Genomic DNA, 22,791 nt, shown 5'->3' on the forward strand with positions numbered 1-22,791 from the left:
AGGGAGTATAATGACTTGAGAATTCTGTTTTTTCTTAGCTTGCAATAAGAGCAGTAGAGAACTCTGTTAACTCTATTAATTTCTCATGTCCTTCAAATAACACTGAGTGTTCTGCTCCTGTCAAGATACTTAGTGCTACCAGATAATGTCCATGATTCAATAGAGAAAAGTCGACCAATTCACCAAGTTCTGATGATTGAGACCCACTAAAAAATTTCTGTCCACAATATATTTTTTGATCAGTTTTAATTTCATACATTTTTAAGTGATGTTTTAAGGTCGCTTTATAGTGCATGCGTGCAATTATTTCTTGTCCTTTGTAACAACCCTTATTAAAGCTAATGTAATGGGTTTGATGTAAATCAAGTCGATGTGGAAGGAATAAACCGCGAGATGAAGGATAAATCTCAATTTGTTGTTGCGCTAATCGCAAAGTATGCCAAGTTAATGAGCCAAGCATTTGTTCTTTATCTGCAAAACACTGTTTTATATCATGAGCAAGATCAGATTGAACTAATAAAATATAAAACCCATTCCCTAAATGATAAAAGCAAGAGTAATTATTGTATGTTTGAGCATAAAAAGTGTTGGGGAAAAATTTTGTATTAGGAATGATATCCTCATCATTTTGCAAATAAAATCCAAAAATACTTAACTGATCATTTTTTTTAAGAGTGATGCGAGAAAGCATTGCAGTTTTACTTAATGATTTGATAGTGAGCTCTATTAAATCTTTGGGAAGTATTAACTTAACTCCCTGCCAAGAGACGATATCCATTAAAGATAAAATTCGTCCTTGGAGATTACATTGAGCACCTTGGAGCATTTGAATGTCAGAAATAGAGTGGATATTACAGGTTAATTGTCCTTGAAGAAAATCCAATGCTTTAACACCTTCAATTTCCAAAACAGCGAGATAGGATAAATCAAACAAATAGTTTTTCTTGGGTTGAAGTTTTAATTCCTCCGCTATAGGTTTAAATGTAGTTAGTATTCTGTCATTAATTGAATATTCAAAAGTACTCATCATCATATAACGCATTTCGTTTATAAATACAGTAGTGTATCATTTATAAGTTACCTAAATCACGAAGAGATTTTCAATGTTGGATAATCAAGAAAAAGCAAGGCTTGCATGGCATTGCCGCCGTGGCATGTTAGAATTGGATCTTATTTTACAACGATTTCTTGAAAAACATCTCGATCTCATATCAAACGAGGAGCTTGAGGCTTTTAACCACTTATTAAGTTGCACGGATCCTGAGTTATTTGCATGGTTAATGGGACATGATGAACCACAAGAGAACGAGTTAAAAAAAATTGTCGCTATTATTCGATCTAGTAATTGAACCAAAAAAATCAAAGAATTATTTACGATTGATTTTAATAGTTTATTTATTCACTGCCTTATTAATTTTATATTCATCAATATATCTATTTTTTAAATTCGCTTTGATTGGATTTATTGCTGTTTTATTAAGATTTGATTGGATCAATCGTAATCCGTGCATGGAAATTAAAAAGATTCAATTTATTGATGATCAATGGGTGTTAGAATTTCATGATGGCAAAAAGGAAAATTATCCTCAAGCTACAACTCTTATCAATAACTTCCTTTTTTCACTGATTCAATTGACAAATATTCGACGAAAAAAATTAATCGTTTTATTTCATGATCAGCTTACAGCGAATCAATTACGTTCCTTATATTTTAAAACACAAGATTAGCATATTGGTATATAATTAAACATAATAATTAATTATAAGCCATCAGCCTAAAGGAATAAGAGAACGTAATGAAGAAACAAACTTCTTATAGCGATGAAGACTTGGTTAATTTGGCACAACAAGGAGATAAAGATGCCTATAATTTGTTGTTGTCACGCTATAATAACAAGATTCAGCAAATCATTAATTTGCATATTCAAGATCGGGCAAATGTAAATGATTTAGTGCAAGAAGTACTCATTAAGGTCTATCGCTATCTACAGCATTTTAACGAGAAAAGCCAATTTTCTACATGGTTGTATCGAATTACAAAAAATACGATTAAAAATCATTATCGAGCAGCCAACTTGCGTATGGATTTGGAAGCAGAATATGCTGACAATTATGTCCCATCAGCTCAACTATCACCAGAATATTTATTAATTAATATTGAGTTTGGAGAGCAGTTAGAATTAGCTATTTCCACTTTGTCTGAGGAATTACGTATTTGTTATGGAATGCATATTATTGATGGGCGATCTTATGAAGATATTGCAAAAAAAATGGATTGTCCTGTTGGGACCGTACGGTCGCGAATATTTAGGGCTAGAAAATTATTAATGCAATCAATTGATTATCATTAATGAAGAATATTAGAAGGAAAAAATTTAATTTATTTTAGGTTCTTCAAGGGTTCAAAATTATTGTTGCAGAAAAATGATTTGATCTGAGATTTAATCGCCGAAATCTATAATTTTCTTTAATGGATTATGCAAAGCTATTTCAATAGTTAATTTTAAAGCTTTATGTGACTCAAGTATCTTTTTATTTCGTTACTTGTCGCATCCCAATTATATGTTTATCATAATATTTTATTTGTCCATTTCAAAATGATTGATGCAATACAAAACGAACTCAATAATGCATTTACTTATAGTTACAAACAACCTGACGAATATCATTTTAGTCTTGACTCAATCCACCTAGCGAGATTTGTTGCCATACAATTGAAATCCCACACAGATCTTGGTTCATTACGAGTATTAGATCTCTGCGCAGGCTGTGGGGTTATTGGGATGGAGCTGTCATGGCACCTTCAAGCCCTCCGGCAGATTGATTTTATTGAGATTCAGGATATTTATACTGAATATTTTTATCAAAACCTGGCTAACATCAATCGACCTGAATTGCAATTTCGCTGGCATCTTTTAAATTATGATGAATTACATGCAAAAAAATGGGAAGGTAAATTTGATTTGATTATCAGTAATCCACCTTATTTTCAACTAGGTCACGGAATGCTTTCCCCTTCTCAATTTAAAAATCGTTGTAGATTTTATTTGGATAGTTCTTTTCATAATTATATTCGAGCGCTAGAAAATTCACTTGCAAACAATGGTAGAGCTTATTTTTTATTACGCCCATTAAAACATCATGGGTTTGATTTATTTTCTGATATACAAAAAATACTGCAGGAAACATCAGCAACGGTAAGAAAAATATCGCATATCCGCGGTGTGGATATTATTTTATTAGAGAAACTGAATTGACATTTTGGGGCTGGATTAAGCTTCTTTTTAGTCGCGTAAGCTTGCTAAGAGTCCCGCGCTCATTAAATAAAAGCCACTATTCGCATTTAAAAAAGGTTTAAGGTCAAAAATAACTTTTGTTAAGGTCTCTTGATTTTTAAATGCTTAAGCAAGGCTAATGGCTCTTAATTCATGGCTATTTCCTGTGTAGATATATAATTAGAGTGACTAAGAAAGTAGCTATCGGGGTAGTAGGCGAATACTACAGAACCATTTTTAATGGCATTGATCACGGGTTTTGCTAAACTTTCCGCAATAGCTGGACAGCCCCACGAACAGCCGGCACGCCCTTCTTTTTTTATAAAAGTAGGTTCTACGTACCATGCTCCATGAACCACTACTCGTCTACTGTAGGCATTAGAGTTTAGGCCTTTTTCTAACCCTTCTAGGTTTAAGGAAAGCCCTTTACGTCCCATGTATGTATTTTCAGTAATATAGGTGCCCAGGCTAGATTTTTTGCTTGACATGTCATTCGAAAAGCTATCAGGTACTTTACCTTCCCCCGAATTACGACCATGAGCAACATAGGTTTCAAATACTAAGGACTCTTTATCCATATCAAAAATCCACATGCGAGGTTGATTGGATGGGACAGAATAATCGATAATAGTTAAGACGGGTCTTTTAACCTCTCCTTCTCCATAAGCTTTAGTATAAGCTCTTAACCCAAGCCCAATCACTTCTTTATTCAATGTGGGTGCTGATTCGCTAAGTTTTTGTATTTCTAATTGCTGCTCAGACTGGGCATTTGCTTCTTGCTCGATGTTGATAACAGGAAAAACTGAGATGGGAAGATTTGCTGCTAAGGTAGATAATAAAACAAGTAACTTAATCATTGGCTCTCTAATAGTTAAAATTTATGATGTTTATGCTTATAAGTGCTAGTTGAAATTCTTTTATTTTGTCCTTAATTAATCATTTTATAAAAGTGAACTTAACAGGATATTATACGAATATTCATATTAGGAATGTGTTATGAGAAAAGGTAATAGCTACTTGACGATAAAAATATTCAGTTACCAACGAAAAAAGCTTTGATAGGTTATAAAGAGTTCTATTTTTAATTTTTTAAAATCAGCTGCGATTCAAAAAACATATGATAAAATGCCATCATCCATCAAAATCCTTAAAATAAGATCCTATGCTGGAAAGTGACCGCTTAATAAGTACTCAAAGTAATGTTGCAGATGAAGTCATTGATCGAGCTATTAGACCCTTAAGTCTTAGTGAGTATATTGGACAAGAAAATGTAAGCTCACAGATGCAAATTTTTATTGATGCAGCTAAAAAGCGAAGTGATGCTTTGGATCATGTGTTGATTTTTGGCCCCCCGGGTCTTGGAAAAACAACTTTGGCCAATATTATTGCACATGAAATGGGAGTTAATCTGCGCCAAACTTCTGGACCTGTAATCGAAAGAGCAGGGGATATTGCAGCAATACTCACAAATTTACAAGAAAATGACATTCTATTTATTGATGAAATTCATAGACTTAGTCCAGTTATTGAAGAGGTGCTCTATCCAGCGATGGAAGACTATAAATTGGATATCATGATAGGTGAGGGGCCAGCGGCTCGTTCGATAAAGCTGGAATTGCCTCCATTTACATTAATTGGTGCAACAACGCGAGCAGGTTTATTGACTTCCCCACTTAGGGATCGATTTGGTATAGTTCAGCGTCTTGAGTATTATTCTGTAGATTCATTGACGAAAATTGTTGCTCGTTCTGCACAATTACTGAATGTAAAAACACAACCTGAAGGAGCACGAGAAATTGCTTTACGCTCGAGAGGTACCCCTCGTATTGCCAATCGTTTACTTCGTCGTGTTAGAGATTATGCTGAAGTGAAAGGTGGCGGTATTATCAATATTGAGATTGCCCAAAAAGCTTTAGAAATGTTAGAAGTAGATAAACACGGCTTTGATCTTATGGATAGAAAATTGCTTATGGCGGTAATCGAGCAATTTAGTGGTGGCCCAGTAGGAATTGATAGCATCGCAGCTGCAATTGGTGAAGAAAAAGGCACAATAGAAGATGTATTAGAGCCATTTTTAATACAACAAGGATTCCTTATGCGCACGCCAAGAGGTAGAATAGCTACCCCAAGGGCATATATGCATTTTGGCATACCGATAGAGCAGGATTAGTAAAATGGATGATACAACCACGCATCAATATGCCTTTCGAGTTTACGTTGAAGATGTAGACTATATGGGAATTGTTTATCATGCGAACTATCTTTGCTATTTTGAACGTGCTCGAACAGAAATGTTACGACAAAATAATATGGTTCTTTCTGATTTAATAAAGCAAGATACTTTGTTTGCTATATATGATGTGCATATTCGTTATAAGGCACCGGCGCGTCTGGATGATTTATTAACGATTAAAACTCAAGTTCAGCAATTAGGTGTGTGCAGTTTTTTATTTGATCAGGTAATACAAAACCAACAAGAACAAATAATTTGTGAGGCTAAAATCCAAGTGGTATGTGTGAATAGTAATTTAAAACCAAAACGAATTCCGTATTAAACGGGTTTTTATAAATCCTATTTTAGGTTGAATAAAGTACAATAAAATTCCAGGGTATATTTTTGGAATGGATTTTCTGCTGTACTTTCTTCCAAGTGATGAAATTGATAGAAGTAAAAAGATCTTGGTACTGGAGATGATAGATGGGTAATCAAGCAAATGTATTAATGTACTTTATGCAAGCAGGTTTAGTGGTTAAGACTGTCATGTTATTGCTGGCCGCTGCATCCATTACTTCATGGACATTAATATTTCAAAGGGCATGGTTTTTTAACCAGAAAAAACAACTTACAGATGCTTTTAATCGAAGATTCTGGGAAAGTGGTGATTTAAGTAGGCTTTATGCTGATGTTGATAGTAATTCTGATGAGCGACAGGGAATGGCGGCTATTTTTCATTCCGGCTTTAAAGAGTTTATACGTGCTCGCAAGCAGGGAAATGTAGTTATTGAACCGATACAAAGAGTCATGCAAATTACTCATGCTAAAGAGGCGGAAAAGCTAGAAAAACATTTACCTTTTTTTGCTTCAGTAGGCTCTATTGCACCTTATGTGGGACTATTTGGCACAGTTTGGGGTATAATGACCTCTTTTCAGGCATTAGGCCATGCCCAACAAGCTACTATTGCTATGGTGGCTCCAGGGATTTCTGAAGCACTTGTAGCTACAGCTTTAGGTTTATTTACAGCAATACCTGCTGTTATTGCCTATAACCGCTATACAACTCGTGCTAATGATTTATTAAATCGATTTGATTTATTTCAGGAAGAATTAATATCGCTTATAGAACAACAAAGTAATGAAACTGTAAGAGGGTAAAAATGATCAAAGCAAAAACAAAACGTGATCGTCCCATATCAGAAATTAACGTTGTACCCTATATTGATGTGATGTTGGTTTTACTGGTTATCTTTATGATTACGGCACCAATGCTAAGTCAAGGCGTTACCGTTGATTTACCTAAAGCAGCGAGTCAGACTCTAGCACCTACTGATAGAGAACCTATTATTGTTTCAGTAAATCAACAAGGGTCCTATTTCCTTAATATTAGCAGTACGCCTGCAGAACCTATAGAAGCTCAAGCTTTAGTTGTTCGTGTTGCTGCGGAATTAGAGTTAGCAAAGCAGTCAAATCAGAAACTTAATGTTTTAGTTAAGGGAGATCAAGGAGTTGCATACGGTAAAGTTGTGCAAGCAATGGCATTGCTCAAGCAAGCCGGAGCAGAGCAAGTAGGCTTGTTGACTGATTCAGAATCAGAGAAATCAGAGGGTCAAGCATGATAAGCAATTCCAGTTACCGTAATGCCTTTTTTGCTGCAGTTGGTTTGCATCTTTTCTTAATTGTGATGCTTTTAACTGATAATTCCAGTCAACGTCCTGTCTTAACAGCTGAAACTAAAAATACGCCTGGTATCGAGCAACCTATTGCGGTGACACCCCAAAATGAGGTTGTTAAAGCAGTAAGCGTTGACAATAAGCAAGTCATGGAAACGGTTAATCGTTTAAAACAAGAACGTGAACAACAAAAAAGAGCTGAAATCAATAGACAAAATGAGCTGAAGCGTCAGGCTGAAGCTGCTCGACAGCAAAGAATCAAAGAGCAACAGCAACTGGCACGACTTAAGGAAGAAGCCAATAAAATTGCCATTGCAAGAAAAAAACAAGCTGAGGAAGAAAAAAAGCGTTTAAAACAATTGGCTGAGCAAAAAGCATTAGAAGCAAAGCGTATCGATGAATTAAAAAAACAAAAAGAAGAGTTAGTCAAACAGCAAAAATTGGAAGCGCAGAAACTTGCTGAATTGAATAAAAAGAAATTGGCTGAAAAAGAAAAAGCAGAGAAAGCCCAAGCGGAAATGGAGAAAAAGAAAGCTGAAGCTGAGGCAAAAAAGCTGGCTGAAGCAGAGGCTGCTGCTAAACAAGCGCAAGCAGCCCAAAATGCTGAAAGACAGGCTCGTATAGCCGGTGAGGTGGATAAGTATAAAGCACTTATTGTAAATGCTATAGGCAGAAATTGGATATTACCTGAAAATGTTGATAGTACTTTGTCAAGTCAATTTAGAATCCGCCTTGCGCCTGATGGCATGGTGTTAGAAGTTACTTTAACACGCAGTAGCGGTGATTCGCTTCTTGATCGCTCAGCGCAAACAGCTATTTATAAAGCATCACCACTACCTGTACCTACAGATCCTGATACCTTCAGTCTGTTTCGTGATATAAGTTTAACCGTTCGTCCTGAACAAGTTAGGGGGTAAAACTCGTGATTAATCGAATTATTAAATTATTTCTTCTGCTTTGTATGCAGCAAGTTTTTGCTCTTGATTTAGAATTAACCCAAGGAGTTAATTCAGCGCTACCTATTGCTATTAACTCTTTTGGAGACAATAGCGGCGCACAAGAAATTGGGCAAATCATTGAAAATGATTTAAATTTATCGGGACAATTTAGAATTGTTTCAGGTCCTCAGGGTCCAAACGGACAATCACCGGTAAGTACTTTACGACAATTGGGTGCTGATAGTGTTGTAACTGGCCGAGTCAATCAAGTAGGAAATCGTTATGAAGTAAGTTTTACCTTAACAGATGCAGTAGCCAAAGGCGCAACTTTACTGACTAAAACCTATCAAATTAGTGCTAATCAGCTTAGACCATTAGCACACCATATTAGTGATGAGGTATATCAAAAATTAACTGGAGAAAGAGGAGTATTTTCTACACGTATCGCTTATATCTCCGTACAAAGAACCCCAAAGATTACACGCTATTCACTCGAGGTTGCTGATGCAGATGGGTATAATCCTCAAAGTTTATTGGTTTCCGGGGATCCCATCATGTCTCCGGCCTGGTCCCCTGATGGCAAATCAATTTCTTATGTTTCTTTTGAGAAAAAGAAAGCTCAAATCTTTACGGTTTCAGTGGAAACAGGACAAAGACGTTTAATCACAAGTTTTCCAGGCATTAATGGTGCTCCCGCATGGTCGCCGGATGGAAATCAATTAGCTGTCGTTTTATCTAAAAGTGGGACACCAAAAATATATAGCGTTGACATCCATAGTGGTACTATGAAGCAATTGACTTTTGGGGATGCTATCGATACGGAGCCTCGGTATTCTCCTGATGGGAAAAGCATATTATTCACTTCGGGTAGAGGTGGCTCGCCACAAATTTATCGGTTATCTTTAGCAACAGGCGAGGTGGCTCGTGTAACCTTTGAAGGAAATTATAATGCGCGTGCCTCTTATACACCTGATATGAAAAATATCGTGATGTTGCATCGCGATGACAGGCAATTTAATATAGGATTACAAAATGCTGCCGGTGGGCCTATTCTTAGCTTGACTTCTTCTGGTCGAGATGAATCTCCATCTGTTGCTCCAAATGGTCGTTTGGTTCTTTATGCGACGCATAATCAAGATAAAGGTGTGCTGGGTATTGTTTCTCTTGACGGTAGAATAAGGATGAGGCTTCCCGCGCGCGAAGGAGATGTACAAGAGCCTGCTTGGTCTCCCTATTTAGGCTAACAAATGATTCGAATTATTTATTCACTTATTTTTTGTTTTTGGGTATTCCAAGCTTACGCTTGGAATGCGGCAGGCCACAAGGTAGTGGCTCAAATTGCTTATGATAATTTATCGCCTGAAGCAAAAGTGATGTGTTATAAATATCTTCGCTCGCGTACTCATAATACTCCTAATTCAAGTTTTGTAAGCGCTTCAACCTGGATGGATGAAATTAGGTTTAGAGAGGTTTATTGGTATGATGTAATGCATTATATTGATATTCCTTTTAGCACAGAAGAGATTGATTTGCCTCCGGTTGAAAGTACTAATGCAGTATGGGCAATTAAGCAGGCAATGCACGTATTTTCATCTAAAAAAACAACACCATCAGAGAAGCGACTTGCGTTACGCATGTTAATCCATATTACGGGGGATATCCATCAACCATTACACGCAGTAACTCGAGTGAGCCAAGAATTTCCTAAGGGAGATTTAGGTGGTAATTTATTTCCCTTAGGTGCGAATCCTGTAGGCAATAATTTGCATAAGTATTGGGATAGTGGCGCGGGTCTTTTTCTAGGTCAATATAATGCCAAGAAAGTGAAAAAGACAGCACATGATTTAGAGCAAAAGTTACCATGTTCACGTATTAGTACGCAAATAGAACCTAAAAAATGGGCTAAGATGTCTCATAAGCTCGCTTTAAAAAATGCGTATCAACTCAACCCTAAAGAAAGTCCAAGCACTCAATATCAAGAAAATGCCCAAATGTTAGTACAAAAGCAGGTTGTATTTGCGGGTTGTAGATTAGCTGTGTTACTCAATAAATTGGCAAAAGCATAAATCAAAATTTTTATAAATTGAACGTAGGGCAGTGACTCTGATTATTTGATTCTAGTTTTGATGAGTCACTGAAATGGCATCAATTTTTAATCAAATAGTCTTTAATATCTAAATTTTGATTTATATGGTACTATTCGTTCATTTTATACCATAACTGCTTATATGTGAGATTTATAATGAGTAAGAAGCCTAAGGAAGTAGCTCGTGCGACAGCAGAAAAAATCGCCAAAGATTTATTGGATACACGAAGAGAAGAGCCTTTAACGAACCAAGAAGTGAGCACTCTCCTTAATAAACATATAGAAGATGCTTATCTGGATGTCACCCCTGCAGATATAACATCCTTATATAAAGCACTCTCTGTACTCTTGCATCCTGATAAACTTGATTCCAGATTAAGCAGCTATTTGAAACAGGAAGAATTAGATCTTACTGGAGAGCCATTTAAAATCTTAAATCGGATTAATCAGAAGTATCTCCTTAAAAATGCAGCTAAAAATCCAAAGGATGGTTTTAGTAGTTTTATTGAGTATTTCGATCACTTAATGAAACCTATGGAAGAGTCTTTGGATCGGTATTATCAACCCTTTCGTTTTTTAGCAAAGGCTTCTTATGGGATACTTTCTATATTTATTGGTGCGGCTGTTTTCATTGGGATCATTGGTTTTTTTCTTTCGGCGATTGTTTTAGACATTGCTAATGGGCTTATTCATTTTACATTAAATTCATTAACAAATAATCAATATACTAAAGAGTTAAATAATTATTTGGATCCTCATTTTGAAGAATATAAAGCATTATTTTTAAAAAATTATAGAATTCAGGCAGTCGAATTACTCATAGCGCAACAAAAAGAGCACGAAGCAGAGCAAATTCAGACAATGAGTGATGATGATTTATTGACACAGATTATTAATGCTGAAGTGGAGGTTAAGTTACGAGAATTATTTCAACGTATAAATCCCTTCGCACCTAATAAAGAAGCATTGATGATGCAAATAAGAGAACAGTATACTGAATCATTAAAGAATGAAATAAATGACAATTATAGACAACTCATTAAAAATAGGGTCTCTATTAATGATTTTACGCGATTGAAATTAATTTCTGTTGCTTTATATCACGCGATTACGAAACCATTAGATGAAGTTGAAGGAAATAAATTGTTTTCCGTAATTTTAAGACCTATACAAATCGTAGCATCGCCATTAATTCTTGGAGCTACAACGCTAGTAGGGTTAGTAAGTGCTATTGGTGTCGGTTTAGTTCTTACTGGAGTAGGCGTAAGTTTCGTGGCTAAAGCTGCAGCATTGGCATTGCTTAATACTCCTCTTTATGCATTGGATTTAGGTCAGTATATAGCAAAAAAAATCAAGGGATGTGTATTTGGTAATGAACATAGTGAGTTTATGAATGAAGGGCCACGAAACTTACTGATGCTTGAATGGTATCAAGATAAATCGCCAACACGCACAGAAAAACCTCCTATTCATAGCGGGTCTTTGTTTGCCAATCCAAAATCTGGAGTGCCAACAAAAACCGAGGAGCAAGAGCTCCCACGAAGACATTCAATAAGTTGTTAAAAATTTAAGAAACATGGATACAGGTGGGGGGATCAAGGAAGCTCCACCTTATCATAATAGATCAATAGATCTTTCTTTTAATTAACTGCATTTACTTATAATGCACGGTTATTGTTAAAAAGCGATTATGACATATCCACACAAACAGCATGTCATTCTGTCCGAGCAAATGAATGAGTTAAAAAATAAAATAACTCAGTTACAACAAAAACAAAAATTATCATTTATCGAAAGAATCAATAAAAATGGAAATTTATCCAAATTTTTTCTCGATGGTGTGCAAAAAATACTCGATTTTGTAACCTCAATCATTACGTCCAGTAAAGAACTGCCTATCATTGGGTTTGTAATACGAATGATTTCAGCAATTCCCACTGCGATAACTACCTTGACCCATAAAAAAAGTTCTGTTGGAAGTAAAATCTTAGCTATGACGCTTCTTTTAGTTACAACAGGTTTAGGTATTGCAGCTTTTGTTTTAGGAGGAGTAATATCTGCCGGGATTGGATTGGCTTTCGCGTCTCTTGGTACTCTTATCGAGGGCATTTCATTACTAAGCTCGATAGTAGAGAAATATCAATCCGCAAAAGTATATAAAGAAAAAAAAGCATTTACAGATCTCATGAAGAAACGAGATCTATTGGCATTAGATTCTGATACTTATAGGGAGCGATTGGAGATTCGTGCTTTAGAACTAAAATTTTTGCTCAATAAGCTACACGCCTTATTTAGTGAGCAAATGGAAGAAGAACTGAAGTTTATTAATGCGATTAGAACTCAAAGAGAATGGAAACAATTTCCTTCTTCCGATGATAGTTCTCCATCTAAACTTTTAAGGTTATATCAAGAACGTGATGAAATACTGTTGTACTTAGAGAAAATCATACAAATTCTCGAAAAAGGAGAGACTGTAGGAACAAATATTGAAAGCTCACAACTCATTGAATTAGTGAGCAATCTTCAATATGAGATCACTCAAATTGATGAAGATATTGAAAAAATAACTGAACCATTGCACAAATTGAAACAACAAAACTTACTAGCCAATGAGACTATTGCCAAATCCTATACAAATTTTGCGCTAGGTGGTGTCGGTGTGATTTTGTCAACTCTTGGATTAATGGGGCTTATTGGTGCATTTGCTGCACCACCTTTAGCAGGTGTTATTTTTTTTGGATTTGGTATTGGACTTGCAATATTTGGATTGATTAAGTGGAGCGTTGAACAATATGCAAATAAGGAAGATAAAAAGCTCATCAAGGAGCGTACAAAAGAACACGAAGAAACGATACTTGAGGAAGCGCTTGATTGCTACGAGCGCGAATTATCAAAAAAATACCAACATGAAGAAACGTGCAGCTATTCAACAAGCTTAAGAAGTCTATTATCGAGTGAACCAAGAGGAGATGTTCCTAAAGATTTTATAAAAACATTTAAGGTACCAGTATTTACTATGGAATCTACAGAAAAAAATCGGAACCTTTCTGATATAAGTGAGATAGATTTTAAACAATTAAAATCACTATATTTTCATTAGATCTCAAGGGTGTGTTGATAATTGGTTTCTGCTTATGTCTCGTGACCTATTTCTGAAAGCTCCCCACAAAATTTAAAAATGAGGATCCAGTCGCTATTTAGAACCGTTCCACCTGAGGTGGGGTAAAATTCCCCGTCGCTAAGGCTCTATCCGAAGTGTAAGGGGACTAAATTAAATAAACCTTAAAAAACAAAAAAAATAATGTGCTATATTTTAAGGGTCAATATAAATAAGATGCAGATCTTAAATAAAAGGAATAAAAATATGAATAAATTATTTGCAAAAATGGGTATATTTACTTTATTAATGAGTATGAGCTTTTGGGGGTGGTCAGCAGGAGCTTGTAAGGCGATTGTAATCTCTTGCATGCAAAATGGTTATTTTAAGGGTGGGGAAAGTGGCGGAAAAGATTTAATGAAACATTGCGTAATACCTGTAGTAGCAGGTACTAAAACATTACCAAATACAAATTTTAGCCCAGAACAATTGCAACAATGCAAGATGGCCCTGGCTGAAAAAATGAAGGATAAAATGCAACAACAAACTCAGCAACAACCACAACAATAAAAAACAACCTCTTTTTCCCTTAAGCTGTCTTTTAGACTAACTCCGCGGCTTGTCTGCGGGGTCATAGTACTCCTGGATTCTGCGGAACGTCGGAGAGTAGAGTTAGATTAAATTTTTAGAGAGATGTAGAAGATTTAGCCCTCAAAAGGGAGGGCTTTTTATTTATTCCCTTTGTAAGGATTGTATTACCGAGCCTAAGAAACGAGTTGCTTCACCACCTGTAACTGCTCTATGATCAAAACTAAGTGATAAAGGAAGGATATTATGTACTTCTATCTTTCCTTCGGCGGGAACAACCCCTTGATAAAGTCTGCCAACAGCTAAGATTGCAACCATTGGCGGGACAATAATGGGGCTTGCAAAGCGACCAGCAAACTTTCCAAAATTCGAAAGCGTAATCGTCGCTCCTTTCAATTTGTCTGCTGTAATTTCACGATTACCTACTGACTGTTTGAATTCATTAATTATAGTGCGTAATTCGGTATCAGAGCGTTTTTCTGCATCATGGATAACAGGAACAAATAGCCCTTCCTCATTGTCCATCGCCAAGCCAAGATGTACTTCATTAAAACATTGGCGTGCGCCATGCTTTGTATCAAACCATGCATTTAATGCAGGTTCACTTTTAGTGGCTTCAACTATTGCTCTAATTAGACGAACGGTAATATCAGTGCCAGATTTCCAGGCGCTTATATCTGCTTCATCAAAGATGCTTACAGGAACTACTTCAGCATGTGACTGCACCATGCTATTGAGCATAGCACGTCTTACTCCACGCAGAGGTTCAAAACCTACGGGAACTTGTGCGTTTTTATCTGCTTGAGCTTGAACATCATCTCGAGTGATGACTCCAAATTCTCCTGTACCTTTTACTGTGGATAAATCAACACCCAGTTTTTTTGCAAGCATTTTTACAACAGGGGTTGTTTTTATGCGATTTTGAGCAGTGTGTTGTATCCCAATAGTAAAAGTATCTTCGGAAATTTCGCTACTTTCTTCTAGGTTGCCAACTACTGTTCCCTTATCTGCGGCTTTTGCAACTGACGATGCAAAGGCAACTAATGGTTCTCCTGTTTTAATAATATCGCCTGGTTTGCCATATAATTTACTTATAATTCCTGTTTGTGGGCAAGGAACATCCACCACCGCCTTAGCTGTTTCCATAGAAACTAGTGGCTGATCTACGACAACAGTATCTCCTTCTTTGACAAACCACTCATGAATCTCAGCATCCGGTAAGCCTTCACCTAAATCAGGTAGATTGAAAATATTCATTATTACTCCATTATGCTCATAACACTGTTTTTAATACGTGAAACACTAGGTATGTATTGCTTTTCCAATTGGAAATAGGGCATTACTGTATCGTATCCAGTCACCCTCTGAACAGGGGCCATTAAATCAGCCATGGCATTTTCCATAATGAGCGCTGAAATTTCAGCACCTACACCACAGGTTTTTGCTCCTTCATGCACAATAACACAACGACCAGTTTTTTCTACTGAGGCTAAAATTGTTTCGATATCTAAGGGCTTAATTGTAGCTACGTCAATTATTTCACAAGAAACACCTTCATCTCTTAATTGCTTCGCTGCTTGTTGCGTTTCATGCAAACTTGCTCCCCAACTTATTAAAGTAACATCATCACCTTGTTGTAAGGTAAAACACTTGCCAATGGGAAGCGCCTCTCCGTTATCTTCTACAGGTTGTTTCACGAGGCGATAAATGCGCTTCGGTTCTAGAAAAATTACTGGATCAGGATTACGCATCGCCGCTAAAAGCAAACCATAAGCACGTTTAGGTGAAGAAGGTATAACAACTTGTAAGCCTGGAATATGGGCAAATAATGCTTCAGTACTTTCAGAGTGATGTTCTGGTGCTCTGATTCCTCCTCCAAAAGGAGCTCGAAAAACAAGAGGGCAGTGTAGGCGTCCGCGTGTTCTATTACGCATACGAGCCGCATGAGAGATAATTTGATTCATGGCAGGGTAAATAAAACCCATAAATTGAAATTCGGCAACTGGCTTTAGGCCTTGTATGGACATTCCAATTGCTAATCCTGCGATCATTGACTCTGCTAAAGGGCTATCAAATACTCTTTTTTCTCCGAAACGCTCTTGTAATCCTACTGTTGCACGAAAAACCCCGCCGTTTTTACCTACATCCTCTCCAAAAACTATTACATCTTCATCGTGAGCTAACTCATAAGCTAAAGCCTGAGTCACTGCTTCAATTAAAGTAATATCAGGCATTTGTTGCTTCCTCCATAGCTATTGCACGTTGCTCAATCAAATATTCAGGTAGCTCAGCGTAATGATAATCAAAAATACTCGTAACGGGTTGAGTTTTCATGTCCAGATATTCATTAACCGCTTTTTCAACTTCTTCTGAGCACTGGATAACTAGGCTCTCTTCATCTTGCGCATTCCATATCTTTTGCTCCATGAGAAATTCTTTAAATCGTGCGATAGGTTCTTTGGGTTTTGCTTTTTCTACGTCTTCAGTAGGCTGGTATCGAGTTGCATCATCAGCGGTTGTATGATCGGATAAACGGTAAGATAATGCTTCAATTAATGTTGGACCTTCTCCTTGGCGTGCTTTTTCAACGGCATCACCGATGATCTGTCTTGTTGCTAAGATGTCGTTGCCATCAACTTGCATGCCAGAAAAACCAGCAGCAATTGCTTTTTGTGCAATAGTTTGCGTCCCCGTTTGCTTCTCTCTGGGCACTGAAATAGCCCATTGGTTATTATTTACCACAAAAACTACCGGTAATTTCCAAGCCCCCGCTACATTGATTGCTTCATAAAAATCGCCCTCAGAAGTACCACCTTCACCAAGACATACTACCGCAACGCGAGGTTGATTCCTGTATTGGAAAGCAAAAGCAACCCCTGTTGCATGCAAACATTGTGAGGCAATCGGAACGCAAATAGGCAAGTCTTGAGAATTACAAGAAAATTGACTGCCACGCTCATCTCCTCCCCAAAAAGCAAGGATTTCAGACATTTTTACGCCACGCTGAAATTGTGCTGCGTAATCACGATAATAGGGTACAAATACGTCTTCAGGACGCATAGCATGTCCTATGGCCGCAGAAATTGCCTCTTGCCCATTAATAGGAGCATAAGTTCCCATTTTTCCGGTTCTTTGTAACGCGATTGCTTTTTTATCAAAGGTGCGCGTAAGAACCATTATTTTATAAAGCTCTTTTAATGCGGTATGATCCTTGGCAAAAGCAGGAAGTTGGCCTGCTAATTTGCCATTTTCATCCAAAAATTGAGTATAAGTAATATCAAATTGAGCAACTGTTGCCATGTAGGCTCCTTGTCAATAAAGCGTGTGCATAGCATACTCACAAATGAGTTTAAAAACCAGAGATAAGTAACGTGAGTTTGATTGAAAAGGCCTCGAACTACTTTTGAGTTTCTCAGCAAAAGCTATCTCATAAAGCTTGTGATTAGCGAAGGCATGGATGTGTCATAATTAATGTGAGATTTTCAGTTTCAATTCAAGTAGTTTGCTATAAAACTCGAACTGGGTATTGTGAAAAGCAACTAGCCTTATAGAGAACAATGATGTTACATTTAAAAATTATCTCGGTTGAGAGAGATAATTAAGAAGGTGCTCAACTGTATTAGACCATTAAGGGCTAACTGAATTTATTGATGAGGATATATTTTGAGTCAATTTGTACTATATTCTTTAGACTATTCTCCTTTGTTACCCGAGTTTTATCAAAAGCTTAGTCATCTTCCTGGTTTTGTACTACTTGAAAGTAGTGATCATTTAAGAGGACGTTACGATATTGTCAGTGCATACCCTTATGATTTTATTCAGATCGATCAAAATATGCATAACGTATCGCAACGAGTAAATCAATTGAATCATCTCTTATCTTCTCAATTGGCAGTCACTGATCTTCCATTTCAAGGAGGGGCTATAGGTTATGTTTCTTATGATTTTGGGGCAAGACAATTAGGAATCGAGTCAAAAATACAATCGACATTGCAGAATATGCCTCTATTAAATCTTGGTTTGTATGATTGGGCTATTATTGCGGATCATGAGCAAAAATTAGTGACGTTATTTGCTGCAAATTTGCATCAGTCGACACATGGAGTAGTCAAGGAAGTTTTAGATTTATGGCATGATTCAGAATGGCAATGCAACGATGCGGCTTTGCAAAGTAATTTTACTCCTTTAATGAATCAGGAAGATTATATCAAAGCTTTTATGGAGATTTATCAATCACTAAAAGAGGGCAGAAGTTATCAAGTCAATCTCACTCAACCTTTTCGTGCTGCTTATGACGGAGATAGTTGGGCCTTATATAAAAAAATCAGTAAACAAAATCCAGTTCCTTTTGCTGCTTTTTTAAGGACAACTTGTGCTGATATTTTAAGTTTTTCTCCGGAACGTTTTTTATATTATGAAAATGGTCAATTAATTACGTCACCCATTAAAGGAACTATTCGACGTTCTAATGATTCTCTGGAAGATGAACAATTAAAGCTTGAGTTAGGTTCTTGTGAGAAAAATAGAGCTGAAAATGTAATGATCGTGGATCTCCTGCGTAATGATTTAGGTAAAATTGCTCAACCAGGTTCAGTCCAAGTAACAGGTTTATGTGAGATTCAAAGTTATAATTCAGTGCACCATTTGGTGAGTACAATAGAAGCTATGTGTTTATCATCTGTTCAACCATTTGATGCATTCTTATCTTGCTTTCCAGGTGGTTCTATTACGGGGGCACCAAAAATTGAATCGATGCATATTATTCATGAGCAAGAGTCATACGCCCGTGGCGTTTACTGTGGTGCAATAGGTTATTTTTCACGGCATGGGCGTTTTGATACGAATATTGCTATTCGTACGATAACAGCTAAAGATAATTTTTTGCATTTAGCTGCTGGTGGCGGAGTTGTTATTGACTCAAACCATGAAGATGAATATCGTGAATGCTTTATTAAAATGGCGGCGATTATGAATGGCCTCAAATGAATTAATAAGAAGTAGTTTTAAAAATTCAGCTGTGATTGTTCTTTATGAACAAGAATCTGATTCGTTAATTCTAACTCAACGTAGTGATCAACTTCGTACTCACCCAGGCGAAATTTGTTTTCCTGGTGGAAGGTGGGAAGAGGGTGATGAGAATTACTATGCTACAGCACTTAGAGAGTTGGAAGAAGAGTTAGGGATTAGTTCTAATCGTGTAACACTAATAAAAGAATTAAAGACCGAAAAAACACTCTTGGGAAGTATTATTCATCCTTGGCTAGCAGGCATCCAATCAGTACATCCTTATCATTTAAATACTCAGGAAGTAGTTCGTTTAATTTCTATTCCCATGTTCTTGGCGCAAGATGCAAAGAATTATAGAACTTTTATGATTGAACGTAATGGGCGGCGGTATAAAACATGCGAGTTTACAGCAAATAAAGATTGGGTTTGGGGAGCAACAGCTCGGATAATGATGCAATTGATAAAATAAATTCAGTGGTCAATTAGTACCTGAAAATTTTATACAAGCGGAAGCTCATTGCTATTGAGATATAGTACTTCCATTAAAATGGGTTCCGCTTGCACGAGGACGAATACATGTTCTTTAAGTCTATGTATCTGGAACGGCTGTATTGTGAGAGTGCATCTCACGCGAAAAATAATACTTTGAAAGCTTTTCGCGTTTCCAAAATATTGTTCTTGCATCAAATCCGATACACATCTCTAGGCTACTTTTATACTGCAACAGCAGGTTTTTTATTGGATAGGCTAGGAGATGGGCTGCTTTGCGAGTCTTTAAGGGCGCGACGCAAGATTTTGCCTACATTTGTTTTGGGAAGCTCCTCATAAAACTCGATTTCTTTAGGAACTTTGTATGCAGTTAAATGTTCTCGGCAATAAGAAATAACTTGTTCGGCAGTTAAGTTAGGATCTTTTTTCACAATACAGGCTTTGACGCGTTCACCAGAGTCCTTATCAAAAATTCCAACAACACCAACCTCTAAAACACCTGGATGCATTCCTATAACTTGTTCTATTTCATTGGGATAAACGTTAAATCCAGAGACGAGGAGCATGTCTTTTTTTCGATCAACTAAATAAATGAAACCTTCTTCATCCATTTTTCCTATGTCACCAGTTTTTAAATAGCCATTCTTAGTAAAAACTAAAGCCGTTTCATCGGGTCGTTTCCAATAACCTGGGGTTACCTGCGGTCCTTTGATACATATTTCTCCACTTGTTCCTATAGGAACCTCATTCTCGTTATCATCTAGAATAATTACTTCTGTAGATGAAATAGGTACTCCTATACTGCCAGTGTATTCGGTGAGATTCATTGGATTCATTATGGCTGCAGGGCTTGTTTCTGTTAAGCCATATGCTTCTAATACAGGAGTTTTAGTCACTTCGAACCACTTAAGAGCAACACTTTTTTGTAATGCCATTCCACCAGAAAGGGCAATCTTTAATCTACTAAAATCAACATCCTTAAATTGTGGATGGTTTAATAAACTATTAAATAAAGTATTTACGCCAGTAATTGCCGTAAAACGAACATTTTTAATCTCTTTAATAAAATTTGCTGTATCACGAGGATTTGTAATGAGTACATTTTTTGCACCTTCTTTTAAGAAGGTTAGACAATTAGCAGTAAGGGAAAAAACATGATATAGAGGAATCGCGGTGACAATGATTTCATCATCATCTAAACCTAAAGGCTTTATCCATGAGTCAGCTTGCAAAATATTGGCGATCATATTGCCGTGGGTTAAAATAGCGCCTTTGGCTACACCAGTTGTTCCTCCTGTATATTGTAGAAATGCAATATCATCATGAGCTAAGTCCACGTGATGTAATGAAGATTGTTTTCCTTCTAATAACGCATAATTAAAGGCTACTGCATGAGGAATGTGATAAGCAGGTATCGCTTTTTTTACGTATTTAACTATCGAATTGACAATGATTCGTTTTATCGTAGGAAATAAATCGCCCACTTCGGTGACAATAACATGTTTTAAGGCGGGAATAGAGTTTAATCCTTTTTCAACAGTTTTTGCAAAATTAGCAAGTACTATGATTGCTTCAGCCCCGGAATCATTCATTTGATGAATGAGTTCATCAGTGGTATATAGCGGATTTGTGTTAACAACAACATAGCCAGCGCGCAAAATAGCAAATAATGCTACAGGATATTGGAGAACATTAGGGAGCATAATTGCAATTCGTGCTCCTTTTTTTAAGTGAAGTTGTTGCAGGTAGGCAGCAAAATCACGACTTAATGTATTTAGTTCTGCAAAGGTAATACTATGTCCCATATTGGTGTATGAAGGTTTATGAGCATAACGAGTACATGATTCTTTAAACAAAGCTACAAGGGAAGAATATTGACTTGGGTCAATTTCATGAGGAACTCCTTTTTGATATTGTTCAAACCACCGTTTATCCACCTTAATATCCTTCTGTTATTGGTTTTCACATGTTAGTATAAACAAAAATATTGATTATGGATATCATACTCATGAGTGAAAATACAACACAGATACAAGCGTTTAAATTAAAAGGGCGTCTTTATACATTTACTGTATTACATGTATTAAATACAAACATTAATCTTTTTTCACAACAACTCCATGATACAATAACCAAAGCACCCAAATTGTTTGAACATATTCCAGTGGTTTTTGATTTGTCTGCGGTTCAACATCTAGAATTTGATTTACAAGCTTTAGTCCAGGTTGCACGAACTCATGGCATGATTCCTGTTGCTATTCAAGGTGGAACCCCGTTGCATCATTCTTTAGCCCAATGTCACGGTTTAGCGGTGTTGCATGCTTCATCAACTCAAGATAAGCCCATTGTCGAAGCTATTGAAAATACACATCATGAAATAGTGAAAACAACGGCAAAATTACTAACTACCCCCGTTCGATCCGGTCAACAAGTGGTTGCAAAAGGAACCGATCTTATTGTTACTTCTTCAGTGAGTCATGGCGCCGAATTATTAGCTGATGGATGTATCCATGTATATGGTGCTTTAAGAGGAAGAGCTTTAGCGGGTATTTCTGGAGATAAAGAAGCACGTATTTTTTGTCAGTCACTTGAGGCAGAATTAGTGTCCATTGCCGGTTTTTATCGCTTAAGTGATGCTATAGAACCTTGTAATAAACCTTGTCAGATCTATTTATTAGATGAACATATACATATTGAGCCCTTATGATAGATGTTGTTTTTATTTCAGATCTTCATTTGCATCCCGAGAATCAAGAGATTCAAGAGCGATTTAATCAATTTCTTAAATGGGCAAAAGTTTCTGTGAAAAGTATTTATATTTTGGGTGATTTTTTTCATGCTTGGGCAGGAGATGATTCAATTGATGAGTGGAGTAGAAGCATCGCTCTTCAATTATACTCTTTGAAAAATCACGGGATTGATATTTTTTATATGCATGGTAATCGCGATTTTTTATTGGGTAGAGATTTCGCTCAACTTGCAGGCTGGACTATTTTATCGGAACCTACTGTTATTCAGTTAGATCAAGAAAAAATACTTTTAGTCCATGGAGACCGTTATTGTGCTAAAGACTTAGCTCATCAACGTTTTAGGCGATTAACGAGGAATAAGGTATTTTCCTACTTTTTTTTAAAGTTACCGTTGAAATTGCGTCAGCGTTTGGTGAGTCAAGTGCGTTATCGAAGTCAGATGAATCAAAACAGATCAATGGAAGAAATGGATGTAGTTTCTGAAGTGATTATTAAGCATATGAGGCACTATAAGGTAACGCAATTAATTCATGGACATACTCATAAACCGGGTATAACTATTTATGAAAATAATGTGGAAAAATTAAGACGTTATGTATTAAGTGATTGGGATGACAAACCCCAATTATTGTGTTATGATAATACAAAGGGGCTATGTTTTGTTCATGTGTAA

The 22,791-nt window shown here is 36.6% G+C and carries 24 protein-coding genes; 18 read left to right on the top strand and 6 right to left on the bottom strand.

Annotation, left to right across the window (positions count from 1 at the left end):
* Nucleotides 1-34 precede the first annotated feature (34 nt).
* Entirely contained in the window at nt 35-1,030 is a 996-nt protein-coding gene (gene ygfZ / locus DYH34_RS08100) for a CAF17-like 4Fe-4S cluster assembly/insertion protein YgfZ (protein ID WP_058463582.1), read from the bottom strand.
* A gap of 73 nt (nt 1,031-1,103) precedes the next feature.
* On the opposite strand from ygfZ, the gene DYH34_RS08105 reads away from it, so the two are divergent.
* The 4 genes from DYH34_RS08105 (at nt 1,104) to DYH34_RS08120 (ending at nt 3,257) form a co-directional block, all read left to right on the top strand.
* A complete protein-coding gene (locus DYH34_RS08105; protein WP_058463581.1) occupies nt 1,104-1,349 on the top strand; it encodes an FAD assembly factor SdhE in 246 nt (81 codons plus the stop codon).
* Between the two features lie 160 nt (nt 1,350-1,509).
* On the top strand, nt 1,510-1,728 hold the full coding sequence (locus DYH34_RS18350) for a hypothetical protein (protein WP_238589416.1): 219 nt from the start codon (nt 1,510-1,512) through the stop codon (nt 1,726-1,728).
* A gap of 68 nt (nt 1,729-1,796) precedes the next feature.
* The gene (locus tag DYH34_RS08115) at nt 1,797-2,351 is read left to right on the top strand and encodes a sigma-70 family RNA polymerase sigma factor (protein WP_058463579.1); all 555 of its coding nucleotides are present in this window, start codon (nt 1,797-1,799) and stop codon (nt 2,349-2,351) included.
* A 246-nt stretch (nt 2,352-2,597) separates the two neighbouring features.
* Nucleotides 2,598-3,257 carry a methyltransferase gene (locus DYH34_RS08120; protein ID WP_058463578.1) on the top strand — a complete coding sequence of 220 codons (660 nt, stop codon included), beginning with the start codon at nt 2,598-2,600 and terminating at the stop codon, nt 3,255-3,257.
* Between the two features lie 164 nt (nt 3,258-3,421).
* On the opposite strand, the gene DYH34_RS08125 is transcribed toward DYH34_RS08120, so the two are convergent.
* Nucleotides 3,422-4,132: a murein L,D-transpeptidase catalytic domain family protein gene (locus tag DYH34_RS08125; RefSeq protein ID WP_058463577.1), complete on the bottom strand. Its 711-nt coding sequence runs from the start codon at nt 4,130-4,132 to the stop codon at nt 3,422-3,424.
* 305 nt (nt 4,133-4,437) lie between these two features.
* Here DYH34_RS08125 and ruvB point away from each other — a divergent pair, with 305 nt between their 5' ends.
* The 10 genes from ruvB to DYH34_RS08175 all read left to right on the top strand — a co-directional run bounded on the left by ruvB (nt 4,438) and on the right by DYH34_RS08175 (nt 13,854).
* The gene (gene ruvB / locus DYH34_RS08130) at nt 4,438-5,445 is read left to right on the top strand and encodes a Holliday junction branch migration DNA helicase RuvB (RefSeq protein ID WP_058463576.1); all 1,008 of its coding nucleotides are present in this window, start codon (nt 4,438-4,440) and stop codon (nt 5,443-5,445) included.
* A 4-nt stretch (nt 5,446-5,449) separates the two neighbouring features.
* On the top strand, nt 5,450-5,830 hold the full coding sequence (locus DYH34_RS08135; protein ID WP_058463575.1) for a YbgC/FadM family acyl-CoA thioesterase: 381 nt from the start codon (nt 5,450-5,452) through the stop codon (nt 5,828-5,830).
* Between the two features lie 143 nt (nt 5,831-5,973).
* On the top strand, nt 5,974-6,648 hold the full coding sequence (gene tolQ / locus DYH34_RS08140) for a protein TolQ (protein ID WP_058463574.1): 675 nt from the start codon (nt 5,974-5,976) through the stop codon (nt 6,646-6,648).
* Between the two features lie 2 nt (nt 6,649-6,650).
* Nucleotides 6,651-7,109, top strand: a complete 459-nt coding sequence (tolR, locus tag DYH34_RS08145) for a protein TolR (RefSeq protein WP_058463573.1) — start codon at nt 6,651-6,653, stop codon at nt 7,107-7,109.
* On the top strand, nt 7,106-8,080 hold the full coding sequence (tolA, locus tag DYH34_RS08150; RefSeq protein ID WP_058463572.1) for a cell envelope integrity protein TolA: 975 nt from the start codon (nt 7,106-7,108) through the stop codon (nt 8,078-8,080). Before tolR ends, tolA begins: the two co-directional genes overlap by 4 nt.
* 5 nt (nt 8,081-8,085) lie before the next feature.
* Nucleotides 8,086-9,345 (top strand): Tol-Pal system beta propeller repeat protein TolB, encoded by a 1,260-nt coding sequence (gene tolB, locus DYH34_RS08155; protein WP_058463571.1) that lies wholly within the window; start codon nt 8,086-8,088, stop codon nt 9,343-9,345.
* 3 nt (nt 9,346-9,348) lie between these two features.
* On the top strand, nt 9,349-10,167 hold the full coding sequence (locus DYH34_RS08160) for a S1/P1 nuclease (RefSeq protein ID WP_058463570.1): 819 nt from the start codon (nt 9,349-9,351) through the stop codon (nt 10,165-10,167).
* 176 nt (nt 10,168-10,343) lie between these two features.
* The gene (locus DYH34_RS08165) at nt 10,344-11,750 is read left to right on the top strand and encodes a hypothetical protein (protein WP_058463569.1); all 1,407 of its coding nucleotides are present in this window, start codon (nt 10,344-10,346) and stop codon (nt 11,748-11,750) included.
* Nucleotides 11,751-11,877: 127 nt separating this feature from the next.
* On the top strand, nt 11,878-13,287 hold the full coding sequence (locus DYH34_RS08170) for a T4SS effector SidA family protein (RefSeq protein WP_058463568.1): 1,410 nt from the start codon (nt 11,878-11,880) through the stop codon (nt 13,285-13,287).
* Nucleotides 13,288-13,551: 264 nt separating this feature from the next.
* A complete protein-coding gene (locus DYH34_RS08175) occupies nt 13,552-13,854 on the top strand; it encodes a hypothetical protein (RefSeq protein ID WP_058463567.1) in 303 nt (100 codons plus the stop codon).
* Between the two features lie 162 nt (nt 13,855-14,016).
* On the opposite strand, the gene DYH34_RS08180 is transcribed toward DYH34_RS08175, so the two are convergent.
* From DYH34_RS08180 to pdhA, 3 genes are read right to left on the bottom strand one after another with little or no spacing between them, the layout of a single operon-like run.
* Nucleotides 14,017-15,129, bottom strand: a complete 1,113-nt coding sequence (locus tag DYH34_RS08180) for a dihydrolipoamide acetyltransferase family protein (RefSeq protein ID WP_058463566.1) — start codon at nt 15,127-15,129, stop codon at nt 14,017-14,019.
* Between the two features lie 2 nt (nt 15,130-15,131).
* Nucleotides 15,132-16,106 carry an alpha-ketoacid dehydrogenase subunit beta gene (locus tag DYH34_RS08185; protein ID WP_058463565.1) on the bottom strand — a complete coding sequence of 325 codons (975 nt, stop codon included), beginning with the start codon at nt 16,104-16,106 and terminating at the stop codon, nt 15,132-15,134.
* A complete protein-coding gene (gene pdhA / locus DYH34_RS08190) occupies nt 16,099-17,172 on the bottom strand; it encodes a pyruvate dehydrogenase (acetyl-transferring) E1 component subunit alpha (RefSeq protein ID WP_058463564.1) in 1,074 nt (357 codons plus the stop codon). Before pdhA ends, DYH34_RS08185 begins: the two co-directional genes overlap by 8 nt.
* A 363-nt stretch (nt 17,173-17,535) precedes the next feature.
* Here pdhA and pabB point away from each other — a divergent pair, with 363 nt between their 5' ends.
* Nucleotides 17,536-18,858, top strand: coding sequence for an aminodeoxychorismate synthase component I (pabB, locus tag DYH34_RS08195; RefSeq protein ID WP_058463563.1), 1,323 nt, complete (start codon nt 17,536-17,538; stop codon nt 18,856-18,858).
* Nucleotides 18,845-19,348 carry an NUDIX hydrolase gene (locus DYH34_RS08200; protein ID WP_058463562.1) on the top strand — a complete coding sequence of 168 codons (504 nt, stop codon included), beginning with the start codon at nt 18,845-18,847 and terminating at the stop codon, nt 19,346-19,348. The genes pabB and DYH34_RS08200 overlap by 14 nt, the downstream gene beginning before the upstream one ends.
* Nucleotides 19,349-19,592: 244 nt before the next feature.
* Here DYH34_RS08200 and DYH34_RS08205 read toward each other — a convergent pair whose 3' ends face one another.
* Nucleotides 19,593-21,305: an AMP-binding protein gene (locus DYH34_RS08205; protein WP_058463561.1), complete on the bottom strand. Its 1,713-nt coding sequence runs from the start codon at nt 21,303-21,305 to the stop codon at nt 19,593-19,595.
* 71 nt (nt 21,306-21,376) lie between these two features.
* Here DYH34_RS08205 and minC point away from each other — a divergent pair, with 71 nt between their 5' ends.
* On the top strand, nt 21,377-22,075 hold the full coding sequence (gene minC, locus DYH34_RS08210) for a septum site-determining protein MinC (protein ID WP_058463560.1): 699 nt from the start codon (nt 21,377-21,379) through the stop codon (nt 22,073-22,075).
* Nucleotides 22,072-22,791, top strand: a complete 720-nt coding sequence (locus DYH34_RS08215; RefSeq protein ID WP_058463559.1) for a UDP-2,3-diacylglucosamine diphosphatase — start codon at nt 22,072-22,074, stop codon at nt 22,789-22,791. Before minC ends, DYH34_RS08215 begins: the two co-directional genes overlap by 4 nt.

Origin of the sequence: Legionella cincinnatiensis (genome assembly GCF_900452415.1) — a bacterium.
In the GTDB taxonomy this organism is placed as follows: domain Bacteria; phylum Pseudomonadota; class Gammaproteobacteria; order Legionellales; family Legionellaceae; genus Legionella; species Legionella cincinnatiensis.